Raw genomic sequence first — 16,098 nt, 5'->3', positions numbered from 1 at the left:
CATGGCATAGGGTAGTTGCTACGGGAAACTACCTCCGCACCATCTGAAGATCCAGCTGTTGAGAAGCGGGCATGTCCAAGCAAACGTCTTTTTTCACCTCCGTCGGCCGCCTGTACCCTCACGTGCGGCCCATCCTCCCCCGCCTGTTCATGGGCCTGATATGCGCCCTGCTGGCAAGCATCGTGGCGCTGACGATTCCGCAGGTACTGCGGGTCCTCGTCAACAACTCCTTGCAACCCGGCGGTTCCACTGACGCAGTCTGGATCGCCGCCGTCGTGATCCTTGCGTTGGGTATTGCTGAAGCGGGGCTGGTGGCGTTGCGTCGGCAGTTCGTCATCAACCCCGCCACCACCGTTGAGACGCGGATGCGCGTGACCCTGTACGGCCACCTGCAGCAGCTCACAGTGGCGTTCCACGACCGCTGGGGTTCGGGCCAGCTGCTGTCCCGCGCCATGACGGACCTGAGCTTCCTGCGCCGCTGGATGGCGTTCGGCGCGATCATGCTGGTGGTCACCACGCTGACGGTGATCATCGGCGTCGGCGTGATGTTCTCCATGAGCTGGCAGCTGGCGCTGATCTTCCTGGGCGCGGCGGTTCCGATCATGATCAATTCCTTCCGCTTCCGCCGCCGCTTCAGCCTGGTTACCCGCCTCAGTCAGGACCAGGCCGGCGATCTAGCCACCACCGTGGAGGAATCCGTCCACGGCATCCGCGTCCTGAAGGCCTTCGGCCGGAGCCGCGAAGCACTGGAGAACTTCAACGGCCAGGCTGAAGAACTTCGCCAGACCGAGATCGCGAAAGCCAAGCAGCAAGCCGGCTTCACCTTGGTGGTCACGCTGCTTCCGGAATTGGCGTTGGGCGTCGGTTTGGTAGTGGGGATCATGCTCGCGGCCAGCGGGGAGCTGAGCATCGGCGCGCTGGTGGCCTTCTTCGCAACCGCCGCCGTGGTGGCCACTCCGGTGGAATTCTCGGGCATGCTGCTGGCGATGGCCCTGACCGCGAAGACCGCGCTGGACCGCCACTTCGAGGTCATGGACACCGAGAACACCATCACCTCGCCGGATCAGGCAACGGTTCCGGAAACCGTGAAGGGTGCCTTGCGCTTTGAGCATGCGGGTTTCGGGTTCGACGACGGTGGCTCGCTCCTGCACGATCTCACCCTGGATATCCGCCCCGGCGAGACGATGGCCCTGGTGGGTATCACCGGCAGCGGCAAGAGTGCCATGCTCCAACTGGTCCCCCGCCTGTACGACGTGACCGAGGGTGCCGTGACCATCGACGGCGTGGATGTTCGCGACTACGACATTGACGAGCTTCGCAGGATCGTCGCCGTGGCTTTCGAGGACACCACGTTGTTCTCCAGCTCAGTACGCGACAACGTCCTCCTGGGCGCTCCGGATCCCAGTGATGCCGCCCTGGACGAGGCATTGGACGTGGCGCAGGCCCAGTTCGCCTACTCCTTGCCGGACGGCGTGGACACGCTCATCGGCGAGGAGGGGCTGAGCCTGTCCGGCGGCCAACGCCAGCGCATCGCCCTTGCCCGCGCCATCGCGGCCAAGCCGAAGGTCCTTGTCCTGGACGATCCCCTGTCCGCCCTGGACGTGAACACCGAGGAACGTGTTGAGGCGCGTTTGCGCGAGGTCCTGCGCGAGACCACCACCCTGATCGTCGCGCACCGCCCTTCCACTGTGGCTTTGGCGGACCGGGTGGCGTTGCTCGAAAACGGCACCATCACCGCCGTCGGGACCCATACGGAACTGTTGGCAGAAAACGACCATTACCGCTACGTCATCGCCAGCCTGGATGCCGGTCCGAAGGACCTGGACACCGAACTGGACGAGCTCGAAGAAGCTGAGGAGGCCCGCCGGTGAGTGCCGCAACGTTTGGAACCGCCAACGAGGACAACACACTCCTCACCAAAGCAGACAGCAAAGCAGTACGACGCCGGTCGCTCACCTTGCTTGCCTCGCTCATCCGCCCGGTGCGGTTGCGTTTCTGGTTGACGATCGTGATGGTGGTGGTCTCTCAGCTCACCCGGGTTGCCGGGCCGGCGCTGATCGCCTTCGGGATCGACAACGCCCTTCCCGCGCTGCAGGCAGGCGACAACGGCCCTCTGGTGCTGGCGGGTGCCCTGTATCTGGCGGCTGCCATCGCCACGGCGGGAATGACAGCACTGTATGTGACGTCCACGGCCCGCCTGAGCCAGGCCATGCTCCTGGATCTCCGGCTGCGCGTTTTCCGGCACACCCAGCGGCTGAGCCTGGAATTCCATGAGAAGTACACCTCCGGGCGGATCATTGCCCGGCAGACCTCGGACCTTGAAGCGCTCCGCGAACTCCTGGATTCCGGCGTCAGCTCCTTGGCGTCCGGCATGCTGTTCATGCTCTTCACGGCCGTCACGGTGTTCGCGCTGGATTGGCGCAGCGGCCTGATCATGCTGGCTGCCGGTGTCCCCATGTTCTTCCTGGCCCGTTGGTACCAGAAACACTCGCAGATCGCGTTCCGGGAATCCCGCGTGGTTTCAGCCCGGTTGATCGTGCACTTCGTAGAAACCATGACCGGTATCCGCGCGGTGAAGGCTTTCCGTAAGGAACCCGAGAACGCTGACCGTTACGGCGAGCTGGCCGAGGACTACCGCAAGAACACCGTCCGCTCCATCAACCTGAACGGCATCTTCCAGCCGGGCCTGGTGCTGATCGGGAATGTCTGCGTAGCCGTGGTCCTGCTGTTTGGTGGCTTCCGTGTGCTCAGCGGCGACCTAGCCGTCGGCGTCCTGCTGGCCCTGATCCTGTCGACCAAGCGCTTCTTCCAGCCAGTGGACCAGATGGCGATGTTCTACAACTCGTTCCAAAGCGCGCAGGCAGCATTGGAAAAGGTGTCGGGCCTCCTTGAGGAAGTTCCCACGGTCCGCCCGCCGAAGACCCCGGTGCCACTGAAGAGCTCGCGGGGCGAGATCGACTTCCAGTCTGTGGAGTTCGGTTACGGCGACGGCCAGGTAGTGGTTCCCACGATGGACCTGCATATCCCGGCCGGGCAGACCGTTGCCCTGGTGGGCCAAACCGGCGCCGGCAAATCGACGCTGGCCAAGCTCGTGGCACGCTTCTATGACGTCACGTCCGGGGCGATCACTTTGGACGGCATCGACCTCAGGGACTTGTCCACCACAGACCTGCGCCGCGCTGTGGTGATGGTGACCCAGGAAGCATTCCTCTTTAGTGGCTCTGTGGCGGACAACATCGCGTTGGGCCGGCCTGAGGCGTCGCGGGCGGAAATCGAGGCTGCTGCGGCCGCTGTGGGAGCACACGAGTTCATCACCAGCCTGCCCGAGGGTTACGACACGGACGTCAACAAGCGCGGCGGGCGCGTGTCCTCGGGTCAGCGCCAGCTCATCGGCTTCGCCCGGGCCTTCCTGGCCGCGCCGGCTGTGCTGATCCTGGACGAAGCAACGTCCTCTTTGGACATTCCTTCCGAGCGCATGGTTCAGCAGGGACTGTCCAACTTGCTGGAGGGAGTTGCCGGTGGCAGAGGGGCCCGGACGGCAATCATCATCGCCCACCGCCTCTCCACGGTGGAGACAGCGGATAGGGTTCTGGTGGTCCACGATGGACGCATCGTGGAAGACGGGACGCCGGCCGAATTGATCAGCGGAGGCGGACGGTTCGCCCAGTTGCACGGGGCCTGGCGGGACTCGCTGGTGTAGCTTTCGCTGCCTTGCGGCTGTGACGAGGCACACCGGCTCCTCGATTTCGCATCACGGGACGTTTCGGCTATTCTTGAACAGTTGCTTTCGCAGCGGATCGGGATGTAGCGCAGCTTGGTAGCGCGCTTCGTTCGGGACGAAGAGGTCGCAGGTTCAAATCCTGTCATCCCGACCAAAAACGGAAATGGCGTCGAGAAATCGGCGCCATTTTTGTTGTCTCATTCATCCGCGACACGCATCCCCACGAACGACACGCGCATCCGGGTGTCACTGCTCCGTTTCTGAGTCCCGGGCGAATTGAGCGTCGCCCGCGCACCTCCAAAAGGGCAAAGAAAACCCCGGAGCATCGCTCGTCACGCTCCGGGGCTTCGATTTACTTCTGTTGATTTACATAGGATCCGGCCAGTTGCCGATGGACATCGTGGTGAACGTCGGCTCGGACGTCGTCGGCGTTGAGGCCGTGGACTTCGTCGGCGCAGCGATGCGCATAGGATCGGGCCAGTTGCCAATGGCACTCACGGTGCTTGAGTCTGCAGCAGGAGCTGCAGACACGACTGCGGGAGCCGCAACCGCCAGCGTCAGTGCGCCCGCCACGGCCACTGAAGCGATGATTTTCTTGAACATGGTATTTCCCCAATGCGAGTCGGATTCGTTATGGAAATTGCGTGGTCCCTGTTGACATACATTGTAAAATGTTTTCCACAGAGACTGTCAAGGTTTTGGTCAAAAGACACCTGTAGGAGGGGACCCGTGGGAAACGGATTCGGCGAGAAGCTACGTGCCGAACGGCTCGAACGTGGGTTAACGCAGGCAGAGCTGGGCAAGAACCTGTACTCTCCCAGCTACATCTCGCTGCTTGAGACCGGCCGGCGTGAGCCTACGGCCGAGGTCATCGAAGAGCTGGCCCGCCGGCTTGAACTCGCACCGAAAGCCTTGGAAGCGTGGAGCCAGCCCGTCTCCGTGAGCGACGCCGAATACGTCCTCGCCGGCCTGTACGCCCGGCAAGCATGGGATCTTCGCGACTACCAACTGGCCGCCAGCCACGCAGCCACTGCAGCCCAGATTGCTCTTGAGGCCAAGAACAACAGCGCCTGGTGGAACATGACGTACATGCAGGCCGAGTGCATGATGAAGCAAGGCCAGCTGAAGGAATGCCAGCAAATTGTTGAGCACCTCCTGGAACACCCCATGGCCACGGAATCCGCCGGGCTGGGAGTGCGCGCCTGGCAGATGCTTGCCGCCGTGTGTCACGGGCAAGGCCAGCTGGCCACCGCCGTCGAACATGCCACTAAGGCAGTGAAGCTGAGCGAGCAGCTACCCAAGGGTTCCACGTTGATCATTGGCGCCCACCGCGCGCTGATCGGTGCCCTTGCCGAAAGCGGCAAACTGGACGAAGCATGGCAGTATTGCCTGGCCATGATCGAGCACATGGACGAGCACTCCATGTCGCAACTGGCTGGAGAAGTCGCCTGGGTAGTTGGCAACGTTGCCTTCATGCGCCACGACTACGTGGAGGGCATCAAGCACCACGAGCGCGCAGCCAAGCTCCTCTCCCCCGCCAACGACATCGAACTGTGGGCCCGGTTCAACAAAGCCTCGGCAGCGGTCCGGCTGTCCTCGGGCATCGTGGAGCCCGAAACACTGTCCGCCATAGAGCGCGCAGAACTGGCGCTGTCCATCGTGGGCGGAAACAAAACGGACCAGTTGGAAGTCGCCTTCATTCGCGCCCGCTGGCTGTACCTGACTGGTGACATTCCGGCCGCCGTCGAGAAGCTCCGCGAAATCCATGCAGACCGCAAGGTCCTGGCCCGGCACACAGCCGGTGAAGTTTCGCTGTTGCTGGGCAAGTCGCTGAAAGCAGCTGGGGAAGCCGCTGAGGCGCTCCAGTTCCTGGAAGAGGCCCAGCACGACTTCAGCGCAGCGGGAGCGTCGGACAGGGTTCAGCAGGCCATGGATGCTGTGTTGGAGATCCGGCTGGCCGAACGCCGTGCCGCGAAGGAACACTCCGGGGCATAACGAGCCTAATGCGAAAACTGCCCCGTACCAGATGGTCCAGGGCAGTTTGCGTTAACGCTTAGGCGAACGTGCGGCCCGTGAGTTTCTCGTACGCTTCGACGTAGCGCGCACGGGTGCGCTCTACGACCTCGGCGGGAAGAGCCGGCGGTGGCGTGTCCGAGGACTTGTCCCAGCCAGACTCTGCGGAGGTCAGCCAGTCACGGACGTACTGCTTGTCATACGAAGGCTGCGACTTCCCCGGCGCGTACGTGGACGCGTCCCAGAAACGTGAAGAGTCCGGAGTGAGGACTTCGTCACCCAACGTGATCACGCCAGTGGCAGCGTCAATGCCGAACTCCACCTTGGTGTCGGCCAGGATGATGCCGCGTTCACGGGCGATCTCCTCGGCGCGGGTGTAGATCTTCAAGGTCAGCTCGCTGAGGCGGGCTGCGATGTCGTCACCCACCATGGCTACGACGTCGTCATAGGTGATGTTGACGTCGTGCTCGCCCACTTCTGCCTTGGCAGAGGGCGTGAAGAGTGCCTTCTCCAAGCGCGAGCCATCAACCAGGCCCTCCGGCAGCGGGATGTCGCACACCGTGCGGGATTCCTTGTATTCGGCCAGGCCGGAACCGGTGAGGTAACCGCGCGCGATGCACTCCACCGGGAACATGTCCAGCTTCTTGCAGATCATGGCCCGACCCTCGACGGCGGCAGGAACGCCACCCTCAACAGTGGAGGCCAGCACGTGGTGCTCAACGTCCAACTGGTCGAACCACCAGAGGCTCAACTGTGTGAGGACGCGGCCCTTGTCCGGGATTTCGCTGCTGAGGACGTGATCGTAGGCGCTGATGCGGTCGCTGGCGACCACCAGAACGCATTCCTGGCCGATCTTCTCCGTGATGGCCTCATCGGCCGGGACGTAGAGGTCGCGGACTTTGCCGGAGTAGACGTGTGTCCAGCCCGGGAGATCCAACGTTTCGGTTTCGAAGCCGCCAGTGGGGATCCCGTCAGTCATGCTCAGGCCTGCACTTTCGGGATGGTTCCGGTTGCGGTGTACGGCACGCGGATTTCGCCTCGGGCCGCTTTGCCACCGATGTCTGTACGGAACTGTGAGCCTTCAAGCTGAACCAGCTCAACGCCGTCGTACGCCTTTTCGCGGGCCTCCACCAGATCGGAACCGAGCGCGACCACCGCGAGGACGCGGCCACCAGCGGAGACCACCTTGCCTTCGTCGTCCAGCTTGGTGCCGGCGTGGACCACGTGAACACCGTCCAGCTCGTCAACCTTCTTGAGGCCGCGGATGCGATCACCGGTGCGGGGTGCGTCCGGGTAGTTCTCGGCGGCAACGACGACGGCGACGGCCGTGTCCTTGGACCAGCGCAGCTCTTCCGCCGTGTCCAGTTCGCCCTTGGCGGCTGCCAGCAGCAGCGCACCGAGTGGGGTCTTGAGGCGGGCCAGGACAGCCTGCGTCTCGGGGTCGCCGAAGCGGACGTTGAACTCAATGACGCGGGTGCCGCGCGAGGTCAGGGCCAAGCCACAGTAGAGCACGCCGACGAAGGGCGTGCCGCGGCGGGCCATCTCGTCCACGGTGGGCTGGGCCACGCGGTCGATGACTTCCTGGACCAGACCCTCGGGAGCCCACTCGAGCGGGGTGTACGCACCCATGCCACCGGTGTTGGGGCCTTCGTCATTGTCGAAGATGCGTTTGAAGTCCTGCGCCGGGGACAGCGGGACGGTGGTGCGGCCGTCGCACAGGACGAACAGGGAAACCTCGGGGCCATCGAGGAATTCCTCGATCACAACAGTTCCACCGGCGTCGAAGCACGCCTGAGCGTGTGCCAGGGCCTCGGCACGGTCCTTGGTGACCACGACGCCCTTGCCGGCGGCCAAGCCGTCGTCCTTAACCACATGGGGCGCGCCGAAAGTGTCCAGCGCATCGGCTGCTTCCTCGGCGTTGGTGGCAACGCGGGCCATGGCTGTGGGTACGTTTGCCTCGGCCATGATCTGCTTGGCGAATGCCTTGGAAGCCTCCAGCTGGGCTGCTTCCTTGCTGGGACCGAACACCGGAATACCGGCTTCACGGACGGCGTCGGACACACCGGCAGCCAGGGGCGCCTCGGGTCCGACCACAACCAGGTCCACGCCCAGCTTGGTGGCGAGGGCGGACACGGCTTCCGGGTTGTTCCCGTCGATCGCGTGGGTGGGAACGAGTTTGCTGATGCCCGCGTTGCCCGGGGCCGCGTGGACCTCGGAAACGTTGGGATCTTCAAGCAGAGAGCGGACAATGGCGTGTTCGCGGCCGCCTGGGCCAATGACGAGTACCTTCACAGTCTTCAAGGGTACTTTGTGAAGGGCGCGGGGCCTAAGCTGTGTCATTCCCCGGACCGGCTGCTCTGACCCGGCTCCCCTGCAACGCGCGGGTGCGCGGTTGAGAGCGCGCGGGTGCGCGGTTGAGCCGGGAACCGCCCCACCGCGCCCTAGACTTGCTACATGCCCATGAGTTCGCATGAAACGTTCAACGTTGAGTCTGCGGTGGAACTGGCAGTGATCGAACGAAGTGGCTTTATTGAGTCCCGGCACATCGGCGCGGCCGTGGTTCTTGCCGGCGACGGCTCGGTGGTCACCCGTCTAGGTGACATCGATGCCCCCATCCTCGCCCGCTCCACCCTCAAGCCCTTCCAAGCACTGGCCTCCATGCAATCAGGAGTGCCCCTGCGCGGGGCGCAAGTTGCTGTCGCCTGCGGGAGCCACACCGGGTCCTTGGACCACATGGATGTGGTGGAGGGAATGCTCAAGGCAGCCGGAGTCAAGGAAGAAAACCTGCAGTGCCCCACTGCCTGGCCCCAGGACGAAACGGCCCGCAACTGGCTGGTCCGGTCCGAACGCGGACAGTCCAAGCTCGCCTTCAACTGCTCCGGCAAGCATGCCGCCTTCCTGTGGGCCTGCACTGAAAACGGCTGGGACCTCCGCAGCTACCTCGAGCCGAACCACCCGCTCCAGCAGCGGGTCCGGTCCGTGATCGAGGAGTACAGCGGCGAAACGATTTCACATCTGGGCATCGACGGGTGCGGAGCCCCTGTGGCAGCCATCTCGCTAACGGGCCTTGCCCGCGCCTACTCCCGGCTGGCCAAGTCGCCCGGTGATTCGTCGTCCAATGCCCGGGCCGCGACCATCGCGACCTCGATGCTGGACTACCCCTGGGCCGTGCAAGGCAAGGGCGAGTCCAACACTGTGGTCATGGAAGAACTCGAAGTCCTGGCGAAGATTGGCGCCGAGGGCATCCTGGTCCTGGCCACGCCTACCGGCGCAACAGTGGCCGTAAAAATGCTGGACGGCAACCTCCGCGCCACATCCTTGGTGGGACTGACCCTCCTGGCTGTCAGCGGCGCCGTGGACATCCCGGCCGTTTCCAGCGTCCTGGAACGAGTGGTTGAGCCCGTCCTCGGCGGTGGTCGCCCCGTGGGTAAGATCCGGTTGGGCCACGCCGTCTCGGCCCTGCTCGACTAGCACTTCTGAGGAGAGACACCCATGGCTGTTGCACGACGCCGCGTCAATATTGAGGAAGGCCGGGCCGCGCTGGCAGCCTGGCAGGCCGCCGTCGAACCTTCCGGCAGCGAAACCGCCGGTGAGCCGGGCAGCGACGCCGGGCACCCGCCGTCGCGCTCTCTCATTGCGACGGCGGTCCGCTACTCCCTCGAGGAAGTCACCGCACGCGCACCCGGCAACTCGGTGGAGGTCCGGGTGCCGCCGTTCGGCGTCACCCAATGCGTAGAAGGGCCCCGCCACACGCGCGGCACTCCCCCGAACGTGATCGAGTGCGACGCCGCCACCTGGCTGTCGTTGGTGACCGGCAGCCTGTCGTGGGCGGACGCGGTTTCGACCCACCGGGTGACCGCATCCGGCCTGCGTGCCGATCTTTCAGAGTTGCTCCCCCTCTAAGGAGTTTTTGTACAGCTAATGCCCCTAAGACGGCGTCTTAAGGGCATCAGCTGTACAAAAACTATCCGGTCAGTCCGGGCAAACCGGGGTTGTTGATTGCCCCTTCTTGCTCATCTCGAACTGCGGGATGTCGTCGGCTGCGGGTCCACCGCGGAACTTCGGGGAAGGGTTCTGGCCGCTGCTGATGCGCTCCAGTTCCTGCTGGGCATAGACGTCTTCCTTGCCGAGCATGATGGCAGTGTCCTCGTTGGTGATCTCACCGTTGAAGGCGCGGACCATGACGCTGCGGTCGAACTGGCCTTCCCACTTGGCGACGACGAACGTCGCCACGCAGTTGCCCAGCAGGTTGACCACGACGCGCATGGAGTCCATGAGGCGGTCGGCTCCGAGAAGAAGCGCGACGCCGGCAACCGGGAAGATGCCGAGGGCGGCAGCGGTAGCGGAGAGTGCCAGGAAGGACGAACCCGGTACGCCTGCCATGCCCTTGGAGGTCAGGAGCAACACACCCAGGGCTGCGAGCTGCTGTCCGAGATCAAGGTTGTGGCCGAAGGCCTGGGCCAGGAACAGCAACGAAATGGAAAGGTAGATCGCGGCGCCGTCGAGGTTGAAGGAGTAGCCGGTGGGAACTACCAGGCCCGTGGTTGCCCGGGAGCAGCCGGCGTTGGTCAGCTTGGTCATGATGCGTGGCATCACGGCTTCGGTGGAGGCCGTTCCGAGCGCCAGCAGGAATTCTTCGCGGGTGTACTTGAGGAAGGACCATAGCGGAACGCGGGCGAAGCCCCAAGCCACTACGAACAGCAAGCCGATGAAGATGATAGCCGCTCCATAGCAGGCCGCTATGAGGAGGGCGTAGGTACTCAGCGTGCCGATGCCGTACTGGCCGATGATGAATGCCATGGCACCGAAGGCACCGATGGGGGCCACTTTCATGATCCAGGACATGATCTTGAAGATCAGCTCCAGGACGGTTTCCATGAGGCTGATGACCGGCAGGCAACGCTCCCGGCCGATGACCACAATGGCGGCACCGAAGAAGACCGAGAAGAAAAGCACCTGAAGCAGGCTGTTGTTGGCAAACGCACCGATCACGCTGACTGGGATGACATCCAGGATGAACGCCGCGGCGTCCTTGGGCGGAGCGTTGCCGGTCTTGGCGTTAAGGGCATCCTGGGACAGCGTGGAGGGATCGATGTTCAGGCCGGCACCTGGCTGAACGATGTTTCCCACGATGAGTCCGAAGACCAGGGCAAAGAGGGTGGCGCCGGTGAAGTACAGGAGCGCTTTGACCCCGACCCTTCCGACCGCCTTGACGTCGCCCACTGCCGAGATGCCCGTGACGATCACGAGGAAAATCAGCGGGGCGATGATCATCTTGATGAGTTGAATGAATCCATCACCCAGTGGCCGGAGGGCGGACCCAATGGTCGGCCAAAAATGACCGATGAGCACACCTGCGACGACGGCGATCAGGATTTGAAAAAAGAGCGACTGGTACAGCCGCTTTTTCTTCTGCGGGGCCGAACTCGCCTTCAGCGCCGCGGGGTCTGGGATCTTCATTGATCTGAACCAATCAGTTTGGGAACAGCCCCACATTTTGGGGGGATATTTTCAATGTAATCCTGCTCACATCATTCCGCAAGGGGGAAATGGATTTCCATATTGTGGAAGTCACATTTGGTTTTTTGTACAGTTACTGCCCTGATGGGTGGCTCATAAGGGCAGTACCTGTACAAAAACTCAGGACCTCCACCCCTGTTTGCGGAGCCCCTGGGATACCCGGGCCACTACCCACTTCCTCCCGTGCTGCATGTCGATCTTGTTGATCTTGACCTGACGCCAGCCGGCCTCTGAGACGCGCTGATCCCGGTAAGCATCCAGCGCCTGCTGCTCCGGAGAGAGGTGATGGAGACCCTCGTATTCAAGGCAGATCCGATACTCCGGGCACCCCAAGTCAGTCCACACCGGCTTGCCAAGCGCATCGTCTACCCGGCAGTTTGGAACGAATGCAGGAAGCCCGGCCTCTTCAAGCAAGAGCCGGAGCTTGGTTTCCGGCGGAGAATCAACACCCACGCGAATCGCATCCAACGCGACGCGGGCCTTGCGGACACCATGGATACCGTTGGCCTTTTCAACGAAGAGTTGCAACTTCGGCAAAGAAACCAGGGGAACCCGCGGTGGCCCGAACGAGCGTTCGTGTTCGCTGACAATGGCATCTCCCACGACCACCAGATCTTCCATGGGCAACATCGAGGCCAGATCCACCCACGTCCGCGCAACAGACGTGAGGACAGCGCCCTCCAGGTCTGTGAGATCACCGTCCCTCAAAGTCAGGCGATGGCCGGCCACTCCCCTACGCCGAGGCAGCGATCCGTTCCTTGGCCGGGATAGATGGATGAATCGCCCCGGCTCCCGAAAATGAGGGCCGCTCTTTGGTCCCCAGGGAATAGGTTCGACGACGGCGGTCACCGGGCCGCCGTCGTCGGGCTTGAATTGCGCCCAAGCAGGGAGCGGCAGGCCCAGCACCTCCGCGGCACTGATATGGCTAAGGAAGTCACACTGGTGGAGGTCAAGATGTGGCCGGGCAACTTCCAGCAACGTCTGCACTCGCCGTGGCAGGCGGATTCCCCTGCTGGGCACCAGTAGGTCCGACGCCCGCAGCCTCTTCGGGGCAACGCCGAATTCATCAGCCGCAGCCACAGTAAAGGCTTGGTCAGAGAGCGCGGGAGGAAGTGAAGACAACGGACGCATGCCCCATTCAGTCACAACGACCGAGGCGACCGAGAGTTATCCACAGATCATTCGCGTCAGACCTGAGTTTTTGTACAGCTAATGCCCGGAAAGGGCGGTTTTAGGGGCGTTATGTGTACAAAAACTCGCTAGCCGCGGCCTACGAACGGCATGCCGGCGGCGGTAACCACCAGGGACCCAACACTGGCCGACGACGGCATGTTGGCCATCATCAGCACGGCCCGGGCGGCGTCGTCCACGGGAAACATCGGCTCCACCTTGCGGCTGCCGTCAGCCTGCAGGGCACCGGAGCCCACCCCGATGGTGTCCATGATTTCCGTGCGGGTATTACCGATGTCGATCTGACCGCAGGTGATCCCGAACTCCCGGCCATCGAGCTCGATGCTCTTGGTCAGGCCGGTCATCGCGTGCTTGGTGACGGTGTAGGCCACGGATCTGGGCCTCGGCGAGTGCGCCGAGATGGAGCCGTTGTTGATGATGCGGCCACCTTGCGGTTCCTGGGCTTTCATGGCCCTCACGGCCTCGGCAGCGCACAACATTGAGCCCGTGACATTGACGCGCAGGGTTGCCTCCCACTCATCCAGGCTGATTTCCCCTACGTCCCCGGCCGGACCGAAGATGCCGGCGTTGTTGAACAGCACATCAACCCGGCCCCAACGCTGGCGTACCTCCGCGAAAAGTCGGGCGACGTCGTCGGGCGCTGTGACATCGCACGGGACCGCAAGCGCGTCCGGATGGTCGCCGGCCGTCTCCAGCAGCTGCGCCTCGCGGCGCCCGGCCAGTGCCACCCGGTAGCCATCGGCGAGCATCAGCCGGGCAACCGCCCGCCCAATGCCCGAACCAGCCCCGGTCACGACGGCGACCCTCGGGTCTGCGGGCAGGCTTGAGTCAGTCATGTGGTTGCCTTTCGGGTGGCGCGTTCAGCGCATGGATCAGTGTGCGGCTTCGGCCGGCTGGTGTGCGGCGGGCTGGGCTGCAGTTATCGGCCAGCCTATGACAGTCTTCGGACGCGGCGTGGCGTAGGTTCGCACCTTGGACGTGGACAGACCCAGCCGGACAAGGGATTCGGCAATAGTGACAGCCGCTGCCACACCATCGACCACCGGAACACCCGTTCGCTGACGGATCTGATCGTCGAGCCCCGCCATGCCGCCGCAGCCAAGGACGATGACCTCGGCTTTGTCTGCGTTCACTGCTTCCTCAGCCTGGCCCACGATCGCCTCGACCGCACGCTCCGGGTATTCCTCGAGCTCCAGGACTGCCATGCCGCTGGCCCGTACCGAAGCGCAGCGCGCATCCAGCCCCGCCAGCTTGAGGCGGTCCTCGATCAAAGGAACTGCACGGTCAAGAGTGGTGACCACCGAGTATTTGTGACCCAGGAACATCGCAGTGCTGGCAGCTGCCTCGGTGATGTCCACAACGGGCACATCCAGGAGCTCCTGGAGACCCTCTCGGCCGTGCTCGCCATAGCCGGCCTGGATGACGGCGTCGAACGGCTCTGGATAGTTGACCACGGCGTCCATGACGGCGATCGCGGCGAGGTAGCTTTCGAAGTTGCCCTCGCAGGAATCGGCTCCGAACCGCGGAGTGATGCCGATGATCTCCGTGCCGGGAGCAGCTGCCGCGCGGGCCTGGGCGGCGATGGAGTCGGTCATGGACTGGGTGGTGTTCACGTTTGCGACAAGGATGCGCATGGGTTTCCTCTCAACGGCAATGCCCGTCCTCCGCTGGATCCGGTTGCTGGGATCTGCTTGGCTGGAGGACGGGCGGCGCCTTGATATTGGTGTGTCAGTGGGTGCTGGCGACCGCGATCGGCTCGCCGGAGACGTCCTCATGGAGCTGCTTCTTGTCAGCCACCGCGAAGAACGTGAGCGCAGCAACGCCTGCTCCGATAAACCATGCGAACGGTGCTGCCGCCGCGAGGGCCGGAATGAAAGCGATGGCGATTGCGATGGCTGCCGCCGGGATCATTGCGATGATCGCCCTTGGGTTCACGCCCCGCTTGTAGAAGTACGCACCCTTGGGATCCTCGGTGTAGAGCTCGGGCACGTTGACCTTGCCCCGACGGACCAGCCAGTAGTCGGCCATGATGACGCCGAACAGGGGTCCAAGCAACGCACCGAGCCCGCCCAGGAAGTACACAATCACGATCGGGTTGTTGTAGAGGTTCCACGGCAGGATCACCAGGCCAATGGTTCCGCTGACCCAGGCTGCCTTGCGGAAGTTCAGGTGCCGGGGGAAGAGGTTGGTCAGTGCATAAACCGGAGCGACGAAATTGGCCATCAGGTTCACGGCCACTGTCAGGATCAGCAGGGCGAGGCACGCCAGGACCAGCAGCAGGGTGTTCGGGATGCTCTGGACAATGTCCGACGGGCTCTCGATGACAGTGCCGTTGATCTTGTACTGTCCGCCGGCCATGACGACGACGATGGCGCCAAAGACCAGCATGTTGATGGGGATGCCCCAGAAGTTGCCCTTGACGATGGACTTCTTGGACGTGGAGGACCGTGTGAAGTCACAGAAGTTCAGCACGAAGGTTCCGTAGATGGACACCCACAGCGCACCTCCGGCGAAGATGGTGAGCCACATTTCCCCACCTTCAAGGCCCTTGATGCCGGACCACTGGATGGCGCCACCGGCTTCGATGAACACCCATACTGCAATCGCTGCCATGGTCACCAGGATGACCGGGCCTGCGAAAGCCTCGTACTTACGGATCATTTCCATGCCGAAGCTGACGATGACCAACTGCACGATCCAGAGAGCCACGAAGGAGAACCAGCCCAAGGTGGAAAGACCAAGGATGGAGTTGCTGTCCAGATCCTTCAGGCCAGGTGCCATGGCAACCAGCATCACTCGGAGGACCACCGAGGCCAGGTATGTCTGGATTCCGAACCATGCCACGGCAACGGCGCCGCGGACGAGGCTGGCGATCTGCGCACCCCTGATACCAAAGCTGATGCGGCTCATGACCGGGAACGGGACGCCGGTCTTCTCACCCATGAACCCCGAGAAGTTCAGGAGGGCGAAAAGGAGGATGGCACCGATTCCGAGGGCCACCAGAATCTGCCAGCCGCCCAAACCAAGGGAGAACAGGCCGATGGCGAAGGCATAGTTACCCAGGCTGTGGACGTCGTTGGCCCAGAGGGTAAAGATGCTGTAGCTGGTCCACTTGCGACCCTTGGCCTTGGTGGGAGCGAGGTCGATGTTGTAAAGACTGGGGCTGATGGTACGGCCTGATGCTTCGGAAGCAATGGCGCAGAGGTCAGTGTTGCCTACGACCGGGTGGTTGGGGCCACCTGCGTCCTTGTCTCCCGGAGTCTCAGTGACGCCGACTGATGAAGTCGTCTGCATCGTGGATCTCCACTTCGTACTGATTCCACATTGCGGAATCAAGTTATTGAATAGTGAAAACACTTTATGACGTAGGTCACTCACCGTCAAGGTGTCACGAATGTAGGCAGGGTCACATTTGGTTGCTTGACCGACGGATTCCCAGTTGACTGTTTCGGTTACGCAATCCGTGTTGACGCTGCCGATCCGCAGACGTAATCTCGAATTGCAGAATTTTATTCTCACAATACGAAATTCCTTGAGCGCCCCCACAGAGCAAGCGCCCAGACATTCAATGAAGAGAGGTTGGACGTGGCTGCAGGAGAAGAGACCTCACACATCCTCAGCGGGTTGACTGCCCAGCTGCCTGATCGTGATCC

Annotated in this window: 13 protein-coding genes and 1 tRNA gene; 6 read left to right on the top strand and 8 right to left on the bottom strand. The window is 62.8% G+C overall.

Annotation, left to right across the window (positions count from 1 at the left end; genetic code table 11):
- Nucleotides 1-71 precede the first annotated feature (71 nt).
- From N7568_RS06300 to N7568_RS06290, 3 genes are all read left to right on the top strand, one after another.
- A complete protein-coding gene (locus N7568_RS06300; protein ID WP_261609048.1) occupies nt 72-1,871 on the top strand; it encodes an ABC transporter ATP-binding protein in 1,800 nt (599 codons plus the stop codon).
- Nucleotides 1,868-3,700 (top strand): ABC transporter ATP-binding protein, encoded by a 1,833-nt coding sequence (locus tag N7568_RS06295; RefSeq protein WP_261609047.1) that lies wholly within the window; start codon nt 1,868-1,870, stop codon nt 3,698-3,700. Before N7568_RS06300 ends, N7568_RS06295 begins: the two co-directional genes overlap by 4 nt.
- 98 nt (nt 3,701-3,798) lie before the next feature.
- Nucleotides 3,799-3,875 (top strand) — tRNA-Pro (locus tag N7568_RS06290).
- Nucleotides 3,876-4,087: 212 nt separating this feature from the next.
- Here the strand turns inward: N7568_RS06290 and N7568_RS06285 are convergent.
- Nucleotides 4,088-4,324 carry a hypothetical protein gene (locus N7568_RS06285; protein WP_261609046.1) on the bottom strand — a complete coding sequence of 79 codons (237 nt, stop codon included), beginning with the start codon at nt 4,322-4,324 and terminating at the stop codon, nt 4,088-4,090.
- A 126-nt stretch (nt 4,325-4,450) separates the two neighbouring features.
- Between N7568_RS06285 and N7568_RS06280 the strand changes: the two genes are divergently transcribed.
- A complete protein-coding gene (locus N7568_RS06280; RefSeq protein ID WP_261609045.1) occupies nt 4,451-5,716 on the top strand; it encodes a helix-turn-helix domain-containing protein in 1,266 nt (421 codons plus the stop codon).
- Between the two features lie 58 nt (nt 5,717-5,774).
- Here N7568_RS06280 and N7568_RS06275 read toward each other — a convergent pair whose 3' ends face one another.
- On the bottom strand, nt 5,775-6,713 hold the full coding sequence (locus N7568_RS06275; protein WP_261609044.1) for a phosphoribosylaminoimidazolesuccinocarboxamide synthase: 939 nt from the start codon (nt 6,711-6,713) through the stop codon (nt 5,775-5,777).
- A 2-nt stretch (nt 6,714-6,715) separates the two neighbouring features.
- Entirely contained in the window at nt 6,716-8,074 is a 1,359-nt protein-coding gene (purD, locus tag N7568_RS06270; protein ID WP_261609043.1) for a phosphoribosylamine--glycine ligase, read from the bottom strand.
- Between the two features lie 114 nt (nt 8,075-8,188).
- Here purD and N7568_RS06265 point away from each other — a divergent pair, with 114 nt between their 5' ends.
- A complete protein-coding gene (locus N7568_RS06265) occupies nt 8,189-9,205 on the top strand; it encodes an asparaginase (RefSeq protein WP_231341836.1) in 1,017 nt (338 codons plus the stop codon).
- Nucleotides 9,206-9,226: 21 nt separating this feature from the next.
- A complete protein-coding gene (locus N7568_RS06260; RefSeq protein WP_261609042.1) occupies nt 9,227-9,637 on the top strand; it encodes a sterol carrier family protein in 411 nt (136 codons plus the stop codon).
- A 69-nt stretch (nt 9,638-9,706) separates the two neighbouring features.
- Here the strand turns inward: N7568_RS06260 and N7568_RS06255 are convergent, their stop codons facing one another.
- The 5 genes from N7568_RS06255 to N7568_RS06235 form a co-directional block, all read right to left on the bottom strand.
- Nucleotides 9,707-11,194, bottom strand: a complete 1,488-nt coding sequence (locus tag N7568_RS06255) for a cation:dicarboxylate symporter family transporter (protein ID WP_261609041.1) — start codon at nt 11,192-11,194, stop codon at nt 9,707-9,709.
- 180 nt (nt 11,195-11,374) lie between these two features.
- On the bottom strand, nt 11,375-12,334 hold the full coding sequence (locus tag N7568_RS06250) for a hypothetical protein (protein WP_261609040.1): 960 nt from the start codon (nt 12,332-12,334) through the stop codon (nt 11,375-11,377).
- A gap of 179 nt (nt 12,335-12,513) precedes the next feature.
- Nucleotides 12,514-13,281, bottom strand: a complete 768-nt coding sequence (locus N7568_RS06245; RefSeq protein WP_261609039.1) for an SDR family oxidoreductase — start codon at nt 13,279-13,281, stop codon at nt 12,514-12,516.
- A 36-nt stretch (nt 13,282-13,317) separates the two neighbouring features.
- Nucleotides 13,318-14,079 carry an aspartate/glutamate racemase family protein gene (locus N7568_RS06240; RefSeq protein ID WP_261609038.1) on the bottom strand — a complete coding sequence of 254 codons (762 nt, stop codon included), beginning with the start codon at nt 14,077-14,079 and terminating at the stop codon, nt 13,318-13,320.
- Nucleotides 14,080-14,173: 94 nt separating this feature from the next.
- Entirely contained in the window at nt 14,174-15,739 is a 1,566-nt protein-coding gene (locus N7568_RS06235; protein WP_261609037.1) for an NCS1 family nucleobase:cation symporter-1, read from the bottom strand.
- Nucleotides 15,740-16,098 lie beyond the last annotated feature (359 nt).

It is taken from the genome of Paenarthrobacter aurescens (assembly GCF_025421775.1).
Taxonomy (GTDB): domain Bacteria; phylum Actinomycetota; class Actinomycetes; order Actinomycetales; family Micrococcaceae; genus Arthrobacter; species Arthrobacter aurescens_B.
This window is presented reverse-complemented; position numbering and strand designations above follow the sequence as displayed.